Source organism: Bacillus sp. MUM 116, from assembly GCF_001866655.1.
Lineage (GTDB): Bacteria > Bacillota > Bacilli > Bacillales > Cytobacillaceae > Neobacillus.
This window is the reverse complement of the sequence record NZ_MLYR01000091.1, coordinates 24,430-42,776: the sequence shown is the minus strand read 5'-3', so window position 1 is coordinate 42,776 and position 18,347 is coordinate 24,430. Positions and strand designations below refer to the sequence as shown.

The following is an 18,347-nucleotide window of genomic DNA, read 5'->3' as shown; positions in this document are numbered from 1 at the left end:
AGAACTCCTTTCAATAAACAGTTAAAATGTGAACAGGCTTAAGCGCTCCTCCATGACAGCTTTTGCTTCCCTCATCATTCCATCTACTAATTCCTGTACTGTCGGAATATCTTCGATAAGCCCGGCAATTTGACCGCTGTTCATGAAGCCATTTTCACTATCGCCATTTAAAGCACCTTTCAAATGGAAATCCTCCGATGTCATCTGACGATATTGTTCCTCTGACAAACCTTGACGCTCCAAATCAATGATTTGTTTCGCATACCCGGATTTAAGCACTCTACGGACTTGTCCAACCGACCGGCCTAAAATCACCGTTTCATTATCGGCAGCATCAATTAGTCTTTGTTTATAAATAGAATGAAACGGAGCATCCTTCGTGGCAATCAAGCGTGTTCCCATTTGCACGCCTGCCGCTCCTAACATCAATGCCGCCGCCAAACCGTGCCCATCGCCAATTCCCCCTGCTGCCAAAACAGGAATCGAAACATGTTTGCAAATTTGCGGGATCAGTGCAAATGTGGTCAATTCCAGATTGGAATTGATACCTGCTGCCTCAAAACCTTCCGCAACCAATACATCAGCACCAGCCTCTTCTGCTTTTTGTGCGTGTTTTACAGCAGCCACAATAACAATGACTTTTATGTCATGTTGATGAAAACGAGCGATATAAGGAGCGGGATTTCCGGCAGACAATGAAACCACCGGTATTTTAAGTTTGATGACCAATTGAACCATTTCTTCTGTAAAAGGACTAACATTAATTGGAATATTAATAGCAAAAGGTTTATTCGTTTTTTCCTTGGTTTCCAGAATAATCGCCTCAACCTGCTCTGGTGTCATCGTACCGCAGCCAATTGTCCCAAGCCCGCCGGCGTTCGAAACAGCTGCTGTCAGATGGGCATTACTGATATTTCCCATGCCGCCCTGAAGTATTGGATATTTTATCGACAGCAATTCATTTACATATTTCATGCCTATTCCCCTTTCATCTAAAAAGCAATTAGCCCAATTCAATTGACAACAAAGCAGCTCTTCCTAAAACAATGTCGAAAAGCTGCTTTGCTGTTATTGAATCATATACGGATGTTGTTTGGCATCATAAGAGTCATCTTTTTTGCAAAGGTCATTGTTTTCCTTAAAAACACTCTCAAAAAAACGACTGGCAGGCTCTGCAAGGAGTTGATAATATTGATTAAATAGCGTTGCGGCAAGGTTTCCGTTCCAATTCTCCGGTAACAGGTCGTTCGGAAGACCGGGGTCGATAAACAAAAATTTACGGTATTCATGGACAAGCTTTGTCCGTTCGACGAAGCATTGGGCATCCGTCATTTCGCCGCGATTAATAATCTCTTGATTGGCAAAAAACTGCTTACTGTACATAATAATAAATTCTTCGTATTTCTCCACCACTTCTGCTAATGGCCAGCTTCTTTCCACAAGGGTGGGATTATCCCTTGGACCAATATATTCGGAAACAAAAAAGTCGACATACTCACTGATGTCATATTTTTTAATAAGAAGCTTTACCTCTTTCTCCAAGTTGTTAGGAGATATCCAGCAGGCATTGGAAAAGCTTCCAAAACCGCTCCACAATAACTCTTGACGAAGCTCATCCCGAATCTGTCTTTTTTCTTCAGGAATGGTATACATAAGGACTCGCCATTTCCCATCCCATTCACTTGGATGCAGTTTAAAAATACGATTTCCTGCTTCTTCAATCCGGTTAATCCCTTGTTTTGTAAGAAAATAATAGCTGCGATTCTCTATTTTTTCAGATTCAACCCATCCCTGCTTTAACATACGGGAAACCGCCACCCGCACTGCCTGCTCATTATGGCCGAACTCCTTTAACAATCGAATTAAACTGCCAATCCAAATTTTATTACCATAATGATGAATATAATCACCGTATATTGTAAAGATCATTGATCGTGTATTTTCACCCATTCTCTTCACCCCCATTTCTTTTTATATCACAAATTTTATACGAACGTTACTATTTTTATATATTTTTCTTAAAAAACAAGCTATTTCCCCAAAAAACGTGGTGCTCTTTTTTCACTGAAAGCATTTAAAGCTTCAATGCGATCTTCTGTCGGAATCGTTAACTCATATGCCTTTGCTTCTATTTCAAGCCCTGTTTGCAAGTCCGTGTTAAGCCCTCTTGTAATCGCATATTTTGCCTGTCGGATAGCAACAGGTCCATTTTTCATGATTTTCCCGGCAAATTCCTCACAAGCAGACATTAATTGGTTTTGTGGGACTACCTTAAGGACAATACCTAATTCACGTGCTTCCTCAGCGGACAATTTTTTTGCAGTAAAAATTAATTCTTTTGCCTTTGTCTCACCAACCAGCCTTGGCAACCGCTGTGTTCCGCCAGCTCCCGGTATAATCGCCCAGCTTGTTTCTGTTAAACCTAGTGAGATTCCTTCCGCTGCAACCGCAAAGTCGCAGGATAGCAGCCATTCGAATCCTCCGCCAAGCGCATAGCCATTAACAGCCGCAATCGTTGGCTGTGGAAGCAGCGAAATACTGTTAAATACATCTCGAATCGCTTTTACATTCCTTCTTGTTTCTGTTTCGGTTAATGTTTTTCGTTCCTTTAAATCGGCACCGGCGCTAAATGCTTTTTCTCCAGCCCCCGTAAAAATCACAACGTGAACATCCGGATTTAGAGAAATACCATTCACAATTTCTTGAAGCTCGGATAGGGTCGAATAGTTAAAACAATTTAAAACGTCAGGACGATTAACTGTTACATAGCCAATATGATTTTCAACTTTAAATAATACGTTTGCCATAAATTAATTTCGCTCCCTTATTAGACAAAATAGCCCTTATTAGTCAAACTATATAAGGGCTTAAAAATTAATTCTCAATGTTTTCAATAATCGCAGCAATTCCTTGACCGACACCAATACACATGGTTGCAAGTCCATATTGTACCTTTTGTTTTTTCATTTCATGGACAAGGGTGGTTAAAATCCGGGCACCACTTGCGCCAAGAGGATGACCAAAGGCAATTGCACCGCCATTGACATTTACTTTTTCAGAATCAAGTTCTAACTGTTTCATGCATTCAATCGACTGGGAAGCAAAAGCTTCATTTAATTCTACTAAACCGATATCGCCGACCGATAGATTCGCTCTGGAGAGTGCTTTTCTTGTCGCATAAATTGGTCCAAGGCCCATGACTGCTGGTTCAAGACCGGCAACAGCCCCGACTACATATTTAGCAAGCGGTTTTAAGCCAAGTTCCTTTGCTTTTTCAGCACTCATTAATAATACCGCTGAAGCACCGTCATTCACGCCGGATGCATTTCCCGCAGTGACCGTACCGCCTTCAAAAATAGGCCGAAGTTTTGATAGCTTTTCTAAGGAAGTATCCGGGCGTGGATGCTCGTCCTTTGTTACCACTACCTCGTTCCCTTTCCGATCTTTAAAGGTGACAGGAACGATTTCATTCGCAAACCGTTCATTTTCCATGGCTGCTTTTGCCCGTTGCTGGCTTCGGAGTGCGAATTCATCTTGCTCTTCACGAGTGATGGAATGGCGCTGTGCGACATTTTCTGCTGTTTGCGGCATGGAGTCTGCACCGTACATTTCTTCTAATTTTTTATTCGTAAAGCGCCAGCCGATGGTCGTATCCTGAAGCTCCATGGAACCTCTTGGATAATCAATTTCCGGCTTACCCATTACATAAGGGGCTCTTGTCATGCTTTCAGTACCACCTGCAATATAAATATCCCCTTCTCCTACGGCAATCGATCTTGCTGCAAGAATTACGGCATCCAAACCAGAACCACAAAGACGGTTAATCGTTGTTCCACCAACAGTTATCGGCAATCCGGCAAGTAAGGCTGACATTCTCGCAACATTTCGATTGTCTTCCCCCGCTTGATTGGCATTTCCAAAAATAACATCTTCAATTTGTTCCGGAGGAAGCTTTGGGTTTCTATCAAGAAGGGCCTTAAGTACGATGGCACCCAGGTCATCCGGCCGGACACTTTTTAAAGCACCTTTATATTTTCCAATTGGTGTTCTAACGGCGTCAACAATTACTACTTCTTTCATTTTTTCACCAACTCTTCTTTTTTGGAATAATCATAAACACCTTTGCCCGTTTTACGGCCTAGTCGACCTGCAGCCACATATTGTTCGAGCAATGGTGCCGGACGGTATTTTTCACCCAATTTTTCATGCAAGTATTTCAAGTTATTTAAGCGGGCATCTAAACCGACAAGGTCGACCAATTCAAATGGACCCATTGGGTAATTCAAACCAAGTTTGATTGCTTTATCAATGTCCTCAGGTGTGCCGAGACCTTCTTGCAGCATATAAAAAGCTTCATTTCCTACCAGACAGCTGATCCGGCTTGTGACAAAACCTGGGAATTCATTAATAACAACCGTTTCTTTTCCCATTTGTTCAGCCACTTTTTTAATCGTCTCTGCTGTTTCGTCACTTGTCTCAAGCCCACGGACAATTTCCACAAGCGGCATTCTGTGAACCGGATTAAAAAAGTGCATCGCAATAGTCCGTTCTGCACGTTTTCCATAAGAAGCAATTTCAGTAGGACTCATTGTGGATGTATTGGTTGCAAAAAGGCAATGCTCTGACGCAAATTGCTCCATTGTTTCAAAAACCTGTTTTTTGATTTCCGCTTTTTCCGGCACGGCTTCAATAATTAGATCAGCAGAAGAACAAGCCTGCGGCATATCACTGGCATAGGACAGATTCGCTTTTGCCACTTGTTCCTGTTCGGCAGAAATTTTTCCTCTTTCGCGGCCTTTTGCAAAAATTGAATTCAGTTCACCTTCAGCACTTTTAAGCGCATTTTCATTCACATCAACTAATGTAACGGAAAATCCACCAAGTGCAGATACATAGGCAATCCCTCTGCCCATTACACCTGAACCAACAACAACGATGTTTTTCATCAACCATCTCTCCTTTGTCTAATTAAAGAAGTACGAATGAGACCATGAAGTCTCATTCGTACATGTAGGATATTAAACACCTAGTGGATTTATTGGACGACTTCCAAAGTAAGAAACAATGCTCTTTGTTTCGGTATATAGATCAAGTGTTTCGATGCAAAGCTCACGGCCGAAACCAGATTGCTTATAACCGCCAAATGGTGTACCAGGGAATGCTGAGAATGGGCAGTTTATCATTACGATTCCTGCTTCAATCTGCTTCGCCACACGAGTTGCACGCGCACCATCTTTTGACCATACGGCAGATCCTAAGCCGAATTCTGTGTCGTTTGCAAGTTTAATAGCTTCCTTTTCATCCTTAAACTTCATAACAACGACAACAGGACCAAAGATTTCTTCTTTTACAACGGTCATGTCGTGGTTTACATTTGCAATGACAGTCGGCTCATACCAGAATCCACCTTCATATCCCTCGACAACAGCAGGTTTTCCTCCTGCTAAAATTTCTGCTCCCTCTTCAATGGCTGATTTTACATAGCCATCGATGACATTTAACTGGTCTTGGTCGATGATTGCACCCATATGAGTTCCTTTATCAAATGGATTCGCAAGTACTAATTTCTTTGTTTTTTCAACAAACTTCGTGATGAATTCATCGTAAATATCTTCATGTACGTACAAACGGGAACGTGCTTCACATGATTGGCCGGAGTTATAGAAAATACCAAAAAGTGATCCATCAACAGCTGCATCGATATCCGCATCTTCAAATACGAGATTAGGAGATTTACCGCCTAATTCAAGAGTAACGCGTTTTAATGTTTCAGAAGCTTTCGCCATAATATCTTTACCGATTGGTGTAGAACCAGTGAAAGCCACTTTATTTACTTTCGGATGTTCTACTAGGTAGTTACCGACTTCTGAACCTGATCCAGGAACAATGTTCACAACCCCTGCAGGAACGCCTGCCTCTAAGCAGATTTCACCTAAAATAATCGCAGTAAGCGGAGTTAAGCTAGCTGGTTTTACAATAACAGAACAACCAACTGCAATAGCAGGAGCAATTTTCCAAGCCGCCATCATTAATGGATAATTCCAAGGAATGATTTGCGCACAAACGCCAACAGGCTCTTTTTCTGTGAAATTATGAAATTGACCGGGCATATTGTTAACGACACCACGGTGGCCGACAATAGCAGCTGCATAAAATTCAAAATCTTCAATTGCTTGTGATACTTGACCTTGCGCTGCAGCCAATGACTTACCAGTATCTAAAATCTCTAATTCTACAATCTCATTAAAACGGGAGCGCATAATTGCAGCAATTTTATTTAATACTTGTGAACGGCGGTTAATTGGATATTTGCGCCATTTTCCGTGATCAAATGCTTCGCGGGCTGCTAAAACCGCTCTTTCTGTATCCTCTTGTGAAGCTTTTGCTACTTCAGCAAGTAATTCTCCAGTAGCTGGATTATAAGTTTTAATCGTTTTACCATTGGAGCTTTCTACTTTTTCACCGTTTATAATTAAATGATAGTAATCTCTTTTTAAAGAAACCGCTTCAGTTACTTGTGTTGTCATGAGTTGATCCTCCTCTTATTTGCCGATAAAGGTTGGTTTTCTTTTTTCCATAAAGGCCTGTACGCCTTCACGAGCATCTTTCGTTAGGCCGGCAATTCTTTGGGCTTGGGCCTCTTCTTCTAAGTAATCAGTAAAGGATTTTTCACCTGCGGATTTAATTGTACGTTTGATTAATCCGATTGCTTTAGTTGGCAGGGCCGCAATTCGCTCTGCAAATTGGGTGACTTCAGCGTCCCAGTTATCGGAAGAAACCACTTTGGTAGCAAGTCCGAATGCAAGTGCTTGGTCCGCAGGGATTTTTTCACCTAAAATCGAAATTTCTAGGGCTTTGGCTTCTCCTACTAATCTAGTAAGGAAGTAACTGTTACCTGAGTCCGGGATTAATCCAATGTGAATAAAAGCATTTAAAAAGCTTGCCCGGTCTGAAAGAAGACGAAAATCACAGGCTAATGCAAGGCTGAACCCTGCACCGGCAGCAATTCCGTTAACTGCCGCAATAATCGGTTTCTCACATTGATAGATTTGCTTCACCATCGGGCCGTATTTCTCCCTTAATACTTGCCCGTGATCCATCTTTTCATCCACTTCCGATAGGTCTTGGCCGGAACAAAAACCCCGTCCCTCACCAGTTAGAACGATGCAGCGGACCTCATCAGATGCGGAAGCAACTTTAATAGCATGCGTGATTTCTTTATTCATTTGCGCCACGAAGGCATTTAAGGTAGTCGGCCGATTTAACGAAATTCGGGCCACACCGTTTTCAACGGAATACAAAATCGTTTCATACATATGGTTATCTCCCTTTAAATTCCGGTTTTCGCTTTTCGATAAAAGCGTTCATGCCTTCTTTTTGATCCTCGGATGCAAACAGTAAATAGAAATTTTTTCTTTCATATTGCATTCCTTCATATAAGGAATAATCGACTGCCTTATTGACCGCGTCTTTAATTAAACGAATCGAAAGCGGTGCCTGTCTCGCAATTTGTTTAGCCATTTTCATTGTTTCTTCCATTAATACTTCAGGCGAAACGACTCGATTAATCAGGCCATGTTGAAGGGCAGCTTCCGTTGTAATCTTCGTGCCGTTCCATAACCATTCCAACGCTTTCGTCCTGCCGACAATTTTTGTTAAACGCTGGGTTCCTCCAGCTCCCGGCATGACTCCAAGGTTCACTTCCGGGAAAGAAAATTCCGTACCGCTGGCTGCAATTAATAAATCACAGCTCAGTGCCAACTCAAATCCCCCGCCAAAAACAAAGCCTTTTACCGCACCAATGATAGGCTTCTTGATTAAGGATAGACGGTCCCAATCTGCGAATTGATTCAATAGCTCCAGTCGAACTGGATCATCCCCCGCCATTTCATCAATATCCGCACCGGCTGAAAATGCCCGTCCTTTCCCTGTGATTACGATGACCCGAACTTCCTCATCCCCATCGAAAGTTTCCATCGCATCCACAATTTCACGGACCATTGTACGATTTAATGCATTATATTGAGCAGGTCTGTTTAACTCAATCAACCCGACACCGTCTTGCTGTGAAGTCTCAATATATTCGTGTGCTTTCATTAATCGTCTTCCCCAATAACCAAAGTAACGAGCTTGCCAGCAAATTTCATCAAATCTTTTCCAGAAGCTTTACCTTCTTCGGAACGCATGCCATTTTGTAAATCTTCATAACTGTCGTAACGCATTTCACACATTAAATAATATGGAGGTTCCCCGCCCATTGGCGTTCCAGTAAATCTTGTTACTTTGATTTCTCGCAAGCCAGGAATTTTTTCGGTGATTGGTACATGTACATTATTATAATGTTCATCAAATGCAGCTTTGTCTTCGGGTTGTTTATATAAAGCAATTAATTTTGCCATCGTCTATTCTCCTCACATTCTCTTTAAAATTGGAATTAATATCATACACATTTGAGAATTGTCCAGCTCCAGCGCCAAGCGGCTATTGTACTTCGCTAAACAGGGCGCTTTCGCTTTTCTTATCTACATTAAAGTTGATATCGGTTTCATTGCTTCGAATGGGTTTTTGCAACTTTTACAGTATAAAATACTTCTGCAGGCTGTCGGTCCAAAGATGTTGTCCATGGTCACATAGGTAGAACCGCAATACGGGCAGTCAACATGCCACGATCCATCACTGTCCATTAAACGAGGCGGGGGAGCAATTCCGAATGCCTTAAGCCCATTTCTGCCTTTTTCCGAAATCCGATCTGACGTCCATGGCGGGTGGTTGATAAATTCCACCTTAACCTTTTCTACATCCTTAATGGCCTTCACGGTATTTTCAATATTCTTTTGGATTATGCTAAGGGCCGGACATCCTAAGAAGGTCGGCAGGATTTTAATCTCAACCACACCGTTTTCGGCGATTACTTCCTCTACCATACCCAAGTCGATAATACTCACTGTATCGATTTCAGGATCTTTAACATCATTTAATACTTCCAGTACCTGCTTTTCCAGTGAATCTATAGACATTTGCATGATCACACCTCTTTCTATGTTTACATTACCATGATGCAGCTGTATCTAAACGATAAACCTCTGAAAGTGTCTCAATTGCCGATACTAAATCTTCTGTATGCTCCAAATTACGGCCGTTTCTTTCTGGGTTAGCCGGAATTTCCGGAAGGCTTAAACCAACAGATTGAAAAACTGGTTCCAATTGTTGCTTCCAACGTTGGATTAGGACATCATCTTTTTCAATTAAACCAAGTTCAACTATTTTCTCACCGTCTGTTCCAAGCGAAAAGACATCGTAGAAATCACCCATGACTTGTTCAATTGCTGCTTTCATTTTTTGCTTGGCTTCATCTGTTGAACTTAGAAGCTGGACAAACCATGTTTTCCAGTGAAGCAAATGATAATACAATTCCATATTTACTTTAATTGCAACTTTAGCCAGCGGCTCATAGGAACTGTTTTTCAAAGATTCAATTTTAACTTTCTTTGCTGCTGTATAAAAATAATTCCGAACGACTGCGTAGGCCCAGTCATATTTCGGCACTTCCATGTAATAGCCTTCACCATTTGGTCTCTCTACTAAAACACTATTCTTTCTTTCATTTGCAGGTCGCAGATGGGCGAGTGCATCAGCGTTTCCGATCCCGATTTCTTCTAATAATTGATAGAACATTGCGGCATGGCCCATGCTGTCCTGACTGATAGATGAAGATGCAACATCCTCTTCAATATGAGGTGCAAGTCCAAGCCATTCAGATCCACGATACGAATAAAAGAAGTCGTCATCTGCAAGTTGAAACAATAAATTAACTACTCTGTCCTTTAATTCAGGAGTGATGGTTAAATTTTGTTCGGTCATTTTTTATTACCTCCCGCCCAAGAAAGGATTTCTTTTTCATCGAACATTTGTTGTTCATAATGCCGCCATTTTTTCTTTAAGTAACCGTAGCCCTTCGTTGTACGGTAATCTTTATTATCTAAACGTTGTAATGTGAGCTTTTCTTCTTTTGTCATATCACGGATATGTTCACGGTTCACTACCCAAATATCTGCAACCGGATCACGGCGCATAAAGTTTTCTTGAGCCATTACCATCGCCATTTCAGCATTTGGTGCTAACAAACTGAATTGGTGCTGAAAGGGTGAAGAAGGTGTCCGTTTACTGAAAACTTCAAATTCCTGATAAAATGTTTTCTTTTGCTCCATTTTTCTCTTCCCCCTTCATTAATTAACTGTTGCAGCTAAGGCATCGCGTACCCACGCATTCGTTTCATAAGAAACTCTTCGTAAATTCAATCTTGCTTGTGAACGCGGGCCATTGTTTTTAATAATTTGCTTAAATTTATTCCAATCAGGCTGCTGGTAAACCCAAAGCTGCTGCTCTTCATCAAAATGAAGTGTTGGATCCGGAATTGTTAAGCCCAATGATAAAATTCTCGGAATGTACTTCGTAAAGAAGCTTTGACGAAGTTCTTCATTTGTACTTGTGCGAATTTTATATTTAATCGTTACATCCTGTTTACTTGTACCGGTCGTTGTGCTGCTTGCTGGGCCAAAGAACATAAGAAGCGCTTCCCACCAATCATTTAATGCTTCTTGAATCATTTGTTTTTGTTCTTCTGTTCCTTCAGCGAGTGCCATGATAATCGCTTCCCCATGCTGTGCGTGGAAAACTTCCTCAGCGCAAATGCGGTGCAAAGCTCGCGCGTATGGACCATATGAAGCACCCAGCATGTTTGTTTGTGTAATAATGGCAGCTCCATCAACAAGCCAGCCAATCATTCCGGCGTCAGCCCAAGTTTTTGTTGCCATATGAAACACATTATGAAACTTTAAATCTCCGTTAAAGAGATCCTGCATTAAATCGCCTCGGTCTTTTCCGTAAGGCTTTAATAAATCTTCTGCTACACGAAGAAGAAGCTGTCCATGGCCCATTTCATCCTGTACTTTTGCCATGATTCCTAATTTCCTTCTTAATGATGGCGCTTTTGGCACCCATTCCTTTTCAGGCAGCGCGCCCATAATTTCACTAATTCCGTGCTGTGAAATTAATTTAATTAATGCAATCCGGTATTCCTCCGGCATCCAGTCATCCGCTTCAATTTTATCACCCGCTTCGATACGTGCGATAAACTGTTCTAATAATTCATTTTCTTTTAAGTCACTTTCAAGGATGCTCATTTTAATACCACCTTCCTTATATAACGTTTATCTAACGTTATTATATTTTATTGTTATATAAATAGCAAGAATATTTTCTATACTTATCTTTACAATAGTGTATTCCCAATCATTTCACCTATGCTTGCTCCCAAGATTTAAACAAAACTAAAAGAGGCAAGCACAGGTGAATTCGCTTTCATTTCATCTATTAAAAACCCCATTAAACTACAGGTACAGCATTCCTTTTATCCACAATTCTCTTTGCTTTACCATCAGAACGAGGAAGGCTTCCAGGTTTATTGATAATGGTATCCATGGATACTAAACAACTGGATTTCATTTGATGCTGAATATTGCGTTTTAATTTTTGAATGGTTGCATGTCCTAAATCTTCGCCAACTCCCTGATAAAGCTGCTTATCAATTTCAACATGTAATTCCACACTGTCTAAGCTTCCTTTTTTAATCAAGTGAATTTGGTAATTTGGAACAAGACCTTCAATTTGTAAAAGAACGCGTTCAATTTCAGAAGGGAAAACATTTACTCCACGAATGATGAGCATGTCATCTGTCCGTCCTTTCAATCGGGACATACGTGTATGGGTTCTGCCGCACTTACATTTTTCACGCGTAATTGAGGCAATATCCCCTGTGCGGTATCGGATGATTGGCAGCGCTTCCTTTGTTAAGCTAGTAAATACAAGTTCTCCATCTTGGCCGTCTTCTACTGGCTTTAATGTTTCAGGATTAAGGACCTCAATTAAAAAGTGATCTTCAGCAATATGCAAACCGTTTTGAGCTTCAATACACTCAATCGCAACACCCGGACCCATTACTTCACTTAAACCGTAAATATCAATGGCTTTAATATTCAGCTTTTTCTCAAGTGTAGCGCGCATCTCTTCTGTCCAAGGTTCGGCTCCAAAAATACCATATTCAAGACTTGTTTCACGTGGGTCCAATCCCATATGTTCCATTTGTTCAACAATATTTAAAATATAAGAAGGAGTTCCACAAATTCCTCTTGGTTTAAAGTCTTCAATAAGGGTTATTTGTCTTTCTGTGTTACCGCCAGAAATAGGAACTACTGCTACTCCCAACTCTTCAGCCCCAGAATGAAGACCAAGTCCTCCAGTGAAAAGGCCATATCCATAAGCATTATGGAAAATATCTGATTTTTTTCCTCCTGCAGTGACGATGGCACGTGCAACAATGGTTGCCCAATTTTTAATATCATTTTTTGTATATCCGACAACTGTTGGTTTACCGCTTGTTCCCGAAGATCCATGGATTCGGTTTACTTCTTCCATCGGAACTGCAAACAAACCAAATGGATATTGATCCCGTAAATCTTTTTTCTTTGTATATGGAAGCAATCTTACATCTTCCAAGGATTGAATATCATCAGGTGTAATTCCTAATTCATCAAACTTTTCCCTATAAAATGGGACATTTTCATAAACCCTTTTCACAGTTTGTTTAAAACGCAAAAATTGTAGCGCTTCCAACTCTGAGCGGCTCATTGTTTCAATTTCCGGATTATACATTTTTTTATCCCCCTTACTTTTTCATTAAAAAAATTCAGTCAATCTTCTTAATAACACATTTCATACGATATTTAAATTTGATGTAACATAGTTATAGATTAATACTCTATTACCACTATGTCAATATTAATAACTGAAAATTTTAATTATAAAATTTTCCTCCTGTATGATTGAGTTATAGCCATTTATAAGAAGGAATTTTAATATTTTTTAATATTTAAAATTGATACTAGATTTATAAAATGGTATATTTCAAATATGACACGTCACGTTAAAAAGTGTTTTATACATAAAAAAAGGTGGGAAATAAGATGACTACGAATCTTGATGACAAAATGATTCACGAAAAACATTATGAACAAATTGTCAGCACCATGAAAGATGAACCCTATAGCCGATTCCTTGGCATGAAGTTGACAAAGCTTGGTCCCGGAACTGCAGAAGCTGAATTAACTCCGGATGAAAATATGTTAAATGCCCATAGAACTGTCCATGGAGGAGTTATTTTTTCTCTGGCAGATTATGTATTTGCTGCAGCCAGCAATTCTTATGGAAAAACTGCCGTTGGTGTAACCACCAATGTTAATTTTATGTCTGCTGGAAAACCAGGGGAAACACTCCTGGCAACAGCAGAGGAAATTAAGAAAAATCACCGCCTTGGCTGGTATAATATTCGTGTTTTTAGCGACACTGAACTAATCGCCACAATGGAAGCAATGGTTTATCGTAAAAGTCAGTACTTTGTTGAAAACGAATCGTAGATCTTTCATATTTTAAAGTGAGTTGTCCTTCATCGATTTGATGAAGGACATTTTTTTGTTTTCCAATGAATTTTGTCCTTCAATTTTTTCTTAAGAATTTATTAAGGGAGTTTGGCTATAGTTAGGCTAATCCAAGAATAATTTGCATTTTTTTGAAAGGAGATCTGAGTAGCGTGAAGGACGTAAAATATTCCATTATCATCCCTGTTTTCAATGAAGAAGCAGTTATCCGACAAACCTATCAAAGGTTAAAATCTGTCATGGATTCCACCGGGGGTTCTTATGAACTTCTTTTCGTCAACGACGGCAGTAAGGACCGAACGGAAGATTGTCTTATTTATTTAAGTGAGAGAGACGAGACCGTAAAGCTAATTAACTTTTCGCGAAACTTTGGCCACCAAATCGCGATTTCCGCTGGGATGGACTATGCCCATGGAGAAGCGGTGGTAATTATTGATGCCGACCTGCAAGATCCCCCCGAACTCATATTATTGATGATCGAAAAATGGATGGAAGGCTTTGATGTGGTTTATGCCAAGCGGACATCGAGGAAAGGAGAATCCTTTTTTAAAAAGAAATCTGCGTCATTGTTCTATCGAACGCTTCGGAATATGACAGAAATTGATATTCCGCTTGATACGGGAGATTTTCGCTTAATGGACCGGAAAGTCGTGGACCAGCTGAAAACCCTACGTGAAAAAAATCGGTTTGTCCGAGGATTATCAAGCTGGGTGGGATTTCGCCAAACAGCAATCGAATATGAACGGGATGAGCGGGCTGCCGGCGAAACGAAGTACCCGCTTAAAAAAATGTTGAAGTTATCAATGGATGGAATTACCTCCTTCTCCTATAAACCTTTAAAACTTGCAAGCTATACCGGTGGATTGCTTGCGGTTACCGGTTTCATTTATATGGCAATCGTCTTCTATTTGAAAATTTTCACCAAGCAAATCGTCTCAGGATGGGCTTCAATTATTATTATTCAGTTGTTCTTTAGCTCCATCGTTCTAGTCCTCTTAGGGATTATCGGAGAATACATTGGCCGAATTTATGACGAAACGAAGAATCGCCCTCTTTATGTGGTACGTGACATTTATGGAATGCAACGAAGTGAAAAAAACGTTCAAAAACAAGTGAAAGGAAATATAATATGAAAAAATTACAAAGAGTCGATTTTTTGCTGATTGGGATTCTTTTATTATCCTTCTTATTAAACTTTTACAATTTAAAAAATGCTGGATCAAATACCTATTATACAGCGGCCGTAAAAAGTATGATGCAAAATTTTCATGCCTTTTTTTACGGCTCCTTCGATTCTCAGGGCTTCATTACGGTCGATAAACCCCCTGTGGCATTATGGATTCAAACATTAAGCGCGAAAATTTTTGGGTTAAGCGATTTTAGCGTTTTGCTTCCCGAAGCATTAGCTGGAGTAGTTTCTGTTTTTATTATGTATATTCTTGTTAAGCCGAAGTTTGGCCGGGTTGCTGGATTAATCTCCAGCCTAGTTCTTGCCTGTTCACCTATTTTTGTTGCTGTTGTACGTACGAATAACGTGGACAGTATCCTTATCGTAACTTTATTGGCTGCCACTTGGGCATTAGTGAAATCAATTGAAAAACAAAAAGTGGGCTGGCTTATTCTTAGTGTAATCCTGGTTGGTATCGGCTTTAATATTAAAATGCTTCAAGCCTATATGGTGTTGCCTGCATTTTATTTATTTTACTGGATTGCAGTAAAAACAAATTGGAAAAAGCGACTGATGCATTTATTGGCTGCTACCATGGTTTTGGCAGCCGTATCACTATCATGGGCAATTGTGGTTGATTCTGTTCCTGCAAGCAAACGCCCTTATATCGGCAGCAGTCAAACCAATTCAGTTCTCGAGTTAGCGCTTGGTTATAATGGGGTTTCTCGTTTAACTGGGATGAATAACAAATCTCCGAGAGGTTCTGCTGTTAACGAAAAAAAATATCCAACACAGCAACAAGGAATAACTTCTAATCAGGGGCAAACATCATCGAATCAGAAGCAAGGTAACCAAAGTTCATCTGGAAATGACGGTGCCTCTAATTTCCCAGGTATGTTTGGAAATGACACCTATCCTCCACACTTCCAAAGTGGCCGAATGGGTGGTCCTGGAAATGGTTCAAGCAGCATGTTTGGCACCGGTACTCCTAGTCCTTTACGCCTTTTTTCTACAGAGCTTTCCGGACAAATCAGTTGGTTTTTACCATTTGTTTTCTTCGCAGCAATTGGTATTTTTGCTGAATCTCGGAAAAATAAAAGGTTTGACCTTAGCAGTAAATTTTCCACCTTCTGGATTTCCTGGCTGATTCCGATGATGATTTTTTTCAGCATCGCAAAATTCTTCCATCAGTATTATTTAAGCATGATGGGGCCGGCAATTGCTGCATTGGTGGGTATTGGCTGGACTGTTCTCTGGAATTTATTTAAAAACAAAGAAGGCTGGGAATCTTGGCTTTTACCTTGTTCCGTGGTCGCAAATTTCCTTTTTGAGGCATTAATTCTTTATCAAAATTCGCAGGCATCCATGATGATTTTAGGAACATTGATTGCAGGTGTAGTCTCCTTAATTATCTTTATTCAATTAAGGAGAGGAGAAAGTTTTACGCTAAAATTACCGATGGCTGCCGTTCTCGCCTTGCTTGTGATTCCACTTTATTGGACGGGTATAACGATTAATAAAACTGGAAATTCAATGACACCGATTGCCGGCCCAAATTCGTCCTTTGGCAGGATGGGAGGCGGACAGTTTGCACGCAATATGGGGGGCTATGGGGGGATGCATCCAGGCAATTCTTACGGTGAGGATGCATCGTTTATTACAAAACAAGATTCAACGAGTGTTCCAGCTAATGCACAGTTCCATACTCGGCAAGGAAGAGGCGGCCGCCCTGAGAATGAAGTAAATACATCTTTACTCTCTTATTTAAAGAAACACTATGATGGCGAAAAATATTTCTTCGCTACGGACAGCACCCAATCTGCCGCACCATATATTTTAAAGACGGATTATGCAGTTATGGCAATGGGTGGTTTCTCAGGAAGTGACCCTGCCCTGACTCCAGCTAAATTGGCGAAAATGGCAAAAGCTGGTGAGGTAAAGTTCTTCTTAATCTCAGGCAGAGATAGGATGGGAGGTGACCAAAGCCAATCAGTTACAAAATGGATTCAGGAAAATTGTAAAGAGGTTCCGAGCAGAGAATGGCAAGGTAACACTTCTACAAATATGTTTGGTGGAAGAATGGGTGGAGAGACATTGTATGTATATAATGGGTAATGTTTCTTAAGTTCTTTGGTAGTTTTGTTTTTTAGGATTGATTTTTAAAATCGAGTTTACTCTCTTAATGACAGCGGCACTTCATTTTTCAAAAAAACCGGGCAAAAACCCGGTTTTCTCTTTAATACTCCCCTTCAAAAACTATTTAATGCGAAACGGCGAATACTCAGAAATAACCAATCCCCCCCTTTCTAAACCCCAGCATACAACCCAAACACAGTGAATAGCATACTGTATAACTGTTTTGAATGGGAGGAATGGCATATGAGAGGCATCATGATTCGCCAGCTGGTTAGAGAAAGACAGCAGGAATTGATCGACCTTGCCACTAAGCTTATTCGAATACCATCCGAAAATCCATCTAACGAGTTTACAAAATATTCACGGGAAGTGGGACAGCATATTAGCGAATATTTAAATGTTAAAGGATTCTCCATTTCTGAATATAACGACAAAGAAAGTGGACTGGTCACACTAGTCGGGGATGCTCAGTTAACTGGAGCCCCCGGTAAAAGGCTCCTATTTTGCGGACATACAGATGTTGTACCCGCGGGAGACCGTACTCATTGGTCCTTTGACCCGTTCTCAGGAGAGGTTATAGATGGGTTTGTTTTAGGCCGGGGGGCATCCGATATGAAAGCCGGATTGGCAGCACTTATCTTTGTAGCTGGACTGCTTCAAGAACTGGCCCCCAAACTTAATCTGAGGGGGAGTCTTGGGGTTGTCGCCGTTCCAGACGAAGAGACCGGCGGCAATGCTGTGGAAAAACTCATCGACCAAGGAATGATTCACGGTGATGCCTGTATAATTGGCGAGCCAACATACCCTCGTAACCCGGATGTTGGAGAGAAAGCACCTGCATGGTTTAAGGTGATAATCCCTGGCCAGCCGGGACACGGCAGCCAGCAGCCGGTTTCAGGAATCTCTGCAATAAGGAAAGGAGCATTAGTGGTTGAGGCACTATCCAGATTATGGGATTTGAAGGCAACTCCTCCTGCAGAGCTTGGGCCACTTTTAAAGAAGAGCGAGTGGTTCCTTTCCCGCCAGACAGGAAATCCCTCCCTTGCGCAGCTACTTTATCGTCCTTCATACAATCCAGGTATCATTACGGGCGGAACCAAGGTAAATGTCGTCGCCGAAAAATGCGTTATTGAAGTAGATACTAGGGTCCCATTCGGTATGAAGCCTGAGTTTGTACTAAATACCGCCAGAAGACTTGTTGAACAAGTTGCTCCAGGCTCAATTGTAGAGCCGATGGGGTCCCTTTTAGACCCAAACTGGACCTTGGAAACACGTCCAATCGCGCAGGCATTAGAGAGAGGGATTCAACGAGTCCTGGGAAATGAAGAACTAATTTTCAGCAAATTGCTACTTGCTTCCAGCGATGCTCGTCATTCCCGGAGAAATGGAATTGACACAGTCCTATACGGTCCCGGACTACAACAAACGATTCACGGGTTCGATGAGCGTGTTTCAGTACAGAACATAATTGAATCTGCAGAAATATATGCTGCAACCGCAGTTAAGTACCTAAAATAGTTTTCAAAATAAACTACTGAAATAAACACCCA

Annotated in this window: 18 protein-coding genes; 4 read left to right on the top strand and 14 right to left on the bottom strand. The window is 40.9% G+C overall.

Going from position 1 to position 18,347, the window contains the following annotated elements; translation table 11 throughout:
- Window positions 1-21: 21 nt before the first annotated feature.
- From BIV60_RS21345 to paaK, 14 genes are all read right to left on the bottom strand, one after another.
- On the bottom strand, window positions 22-975 hold the full coding sequence (locus tag BIV60_RS21345; RefSeq protein WP_071357737.1) for an NAD(P)H-dependent flavin oxidoreductase: 954 nt from the start codon (window positions 973-975) through the stop codon (window positions 22-24).
- 93 nt (window positions 976-1,068) lie between these two features.
- Window positions 1,069-1,950, bottom strand: a complete 882-nt coding sequence (paaX, locus tag BIV60_RS21340; protein WP_071357736.1) for a phenylacetic acid degradation operon negative regulatory protein PaaX — start codon at window positions 1,948-1,950, stop codon at window positions 1,069-1,071.
- An 80-nt stretch (window positions 1,951-2,030) separates the two neighbouring features.
- Window positions 2,031-2,807, bottom strand: a complete 777-nt coding sequence (locus BIV60_RS21335; RefSeq protein ID WP_071357735.1) for an enoyl-CoA hydratase-related protein — start codon at window positions 2,805-2,807, stop codon at window positions 2,031-2,033.
- A 67-nt stretch (window positions 2,808-2,874) separates the two neighbouring features.
- Window positions 2,875-4,080 carry a thiolase family protein gene (locus BIV60_RS21330; RefSeq protein WP_071357734.1) on the bottom strand — a complete coding sequence of 402 codons (1,206 nt, stop codon included), beginning with the start codon at window positions 4,078-4,080 and terminating at the stop codon, window positions 2,875-2,877.
- Window positions 4,077-4,949 carry a 3-hydroxyacyl-CoA dehydrogenase gene (locus tag BIV60_RS21325; protein ID WP_071357733.1) on the bottom strand — a complete coding sequence of 291 codons (873 nt, stop codon included), beginning with the start codon at window positions 4,947-4,949 and terminating at the stop codon, window positions 4,077-4,079. Before BIV60_RS21325 ends, BIV60_RS21330 begins: the two co-directional genes overlap by 4 nt.
- A 69-nt stretch (window positions 4,950-5,018) precedes the next feature.
- Window positions 5,019-6,527 (bottom strand): aldehyde dehydrogenase family protein, encoded by a 1,509-nt coding sequence (locus tag BIV60_RS21320; protein ID WP_071357732.1) that lies wholly within the window; start codon window positions 6,525-6,527, stop codon window positions 5,019-5,021.
- 15 nt (window positions 6,528-6,542) lie between these two features.
- Complete coding sequence (locus tag BIV60_RS21315) at window positions 6,543-7,316, bottom strand: enoyl-CoA hydratase-related protein (RefSeq protein WP_071357731.1); 774 nt, start codon at window positions 7,314-7,316, stop codon at window positions 6,543-6,545.
- Between the two features lie 4 nt (window positions 7,317-7,320).
- Complete coding sequence (locus tag BIV60_RS21310) at window positions 7,321-8,097, bottom strand: enoyl-CoA hydratase/isomerase family protein (RefSeq protein WP_071357730.1); 777 nt, start codon at window positions 8,095-8,097, stop codon at window positions 7,321-7,323.
- Window positions 8,097-8,399 (bottom strand): EthD family reductase, encoded by a 303-nt coding sequence (locus tag BIV60_RS21305; protein WP_071357729.1) that lies wholly within the window; start codon window positions 8,397-8,399, stop codon window positions 8,097-8,099. Before BIV60_RS21305 ends, BIV60_RS21310 begins: the two co-directional genes overlap by 1 nt.
- Before the next feature lie 123 nt (window positions 8,400-8,522).
- Complete coding sequence (gene paaD, locus BIV60_RS21300) at window positions 8,523-9,023, bottom strand: 1,2-phenylacetyl-CoA epoxidase subunit PaaD (protein ID WP_071357728.1); 501 nt, start codon at window positions 9,021-9,023, stop codon at window positions 8,523-8,525.
- Between the two features lie 25 nt (window positions 9,024-9,048).
- Window positions 9,049-9,861, bottom strand: coding sequence for a 1,2-phenylacetyl-CoA epoxidase subunit PaaC (gene paaC, locus BIV60_RS21295; RefSeq protein ID WP_071357727.1), 813 nt, complete (start codon window positions 9,859-9,861; stop codon window positions 9,049-9,051).
- On the bottom strand, window positions 9,858-10,208 hold the full coding sequence (paaB, locus tag BIV60_RS21290) for a 1,2-phenylacetyl-CoA epoxidase subunit PaaB (protein ID WP_071357726.1): 351 nt from the start codon (window positions 10,206-10,208) through the stop codon (window positions 9,858-9,860). The genes paaC and paaB overlap by 4 nt, the downstream gene beginning before the upstream one ends.
- A gap of 18 nt (window positions 10,209-10,226) precedes the next feature.
- Window positions 10,227-11,183 (bottom strand): 1,2-phenylacetyl-CoA epoxidase subunit PaaA, encoded by a 957-nt coding sequence (gene paaA / locus BIV60_RS21285; RefSeq protein ID WP_071357725.1) that lies wholly within the window; start codon window positions 11,181-11,183, stop codon window positions 10,227-10,229.
- A 202-nt stretch (window positions 11,184-11,385) separates the two neighbouring features.
- Window positions 11,386-12,711 carry a phenylacetate--CoA ligase PaaK gene (gene paaK, locus BIV60_RS21280; RefSeq protein WP_071357724.1) on the bottom strand — a complete coding sequence of 442 codons (1,326 nt, stop codon included), beginning with the start codon at window positions 12,709-12,711 and terminating at the stop codon, window positions 11,386-11,388.
- A 311-nt stretch (window positions 12,712-13,022) separates the two neighbouring features.
- Between paaK and BIV60_RS21275 the strand changes: the two genes are divergently transcribed.
- The 4 genes from BIV60_RS21275 (at window position 13,023) to BIV60_RS21260 (ending at window position 18,315) form a co-directional block, all read left to right on the top strand.
- A complete protein-coding gene (locus tag BIV60_RS21275; protein ID WP_071357723.1) occupies window positions 13,023-13,472 on the top strand; it encodes a PaaI family thioesterase in 450 nt (149 codons plus the stop codon).
- A 164-nt stretch (window positions 13,473-13,636) separates the two neighbouring features.
- Entirely contained in the window at window positions 13,637-14,626 is a 990-nt protein-coding gene (locus tag BIV60_RS21270) for a glycosyltransferase family 2 protein (protein WP_071357768.1), read from the top strand.
- Entirely contained in the window at window positions 14,623-16,776 is a 2,154-nt protein-coding gene (locus tag BIV60_RS21265; RefSeq protein WP_071357722.1) for a glycosyltransferase family 39 protein, read from the top strand. The genes BIV60_RS21270 and BIV60_RS21265 overlap by 4 nt, the downstream gene beginning before the upstream one ends.
- 264 nt (window positions 16,777-17,040) lie before the next feature.
- A complete protein-coding gene (locus BIV60_RS21260) occupies window positions 17,041-18,315 on the top strand; it encodes a M20 family metallopeptidase (RefSeq protein ID WP_071357721.1) in 1,275 nt (424 codons plus the stop codon).
- Window positions 18,316-18,347: the final 32 nt, after the last annotated feature.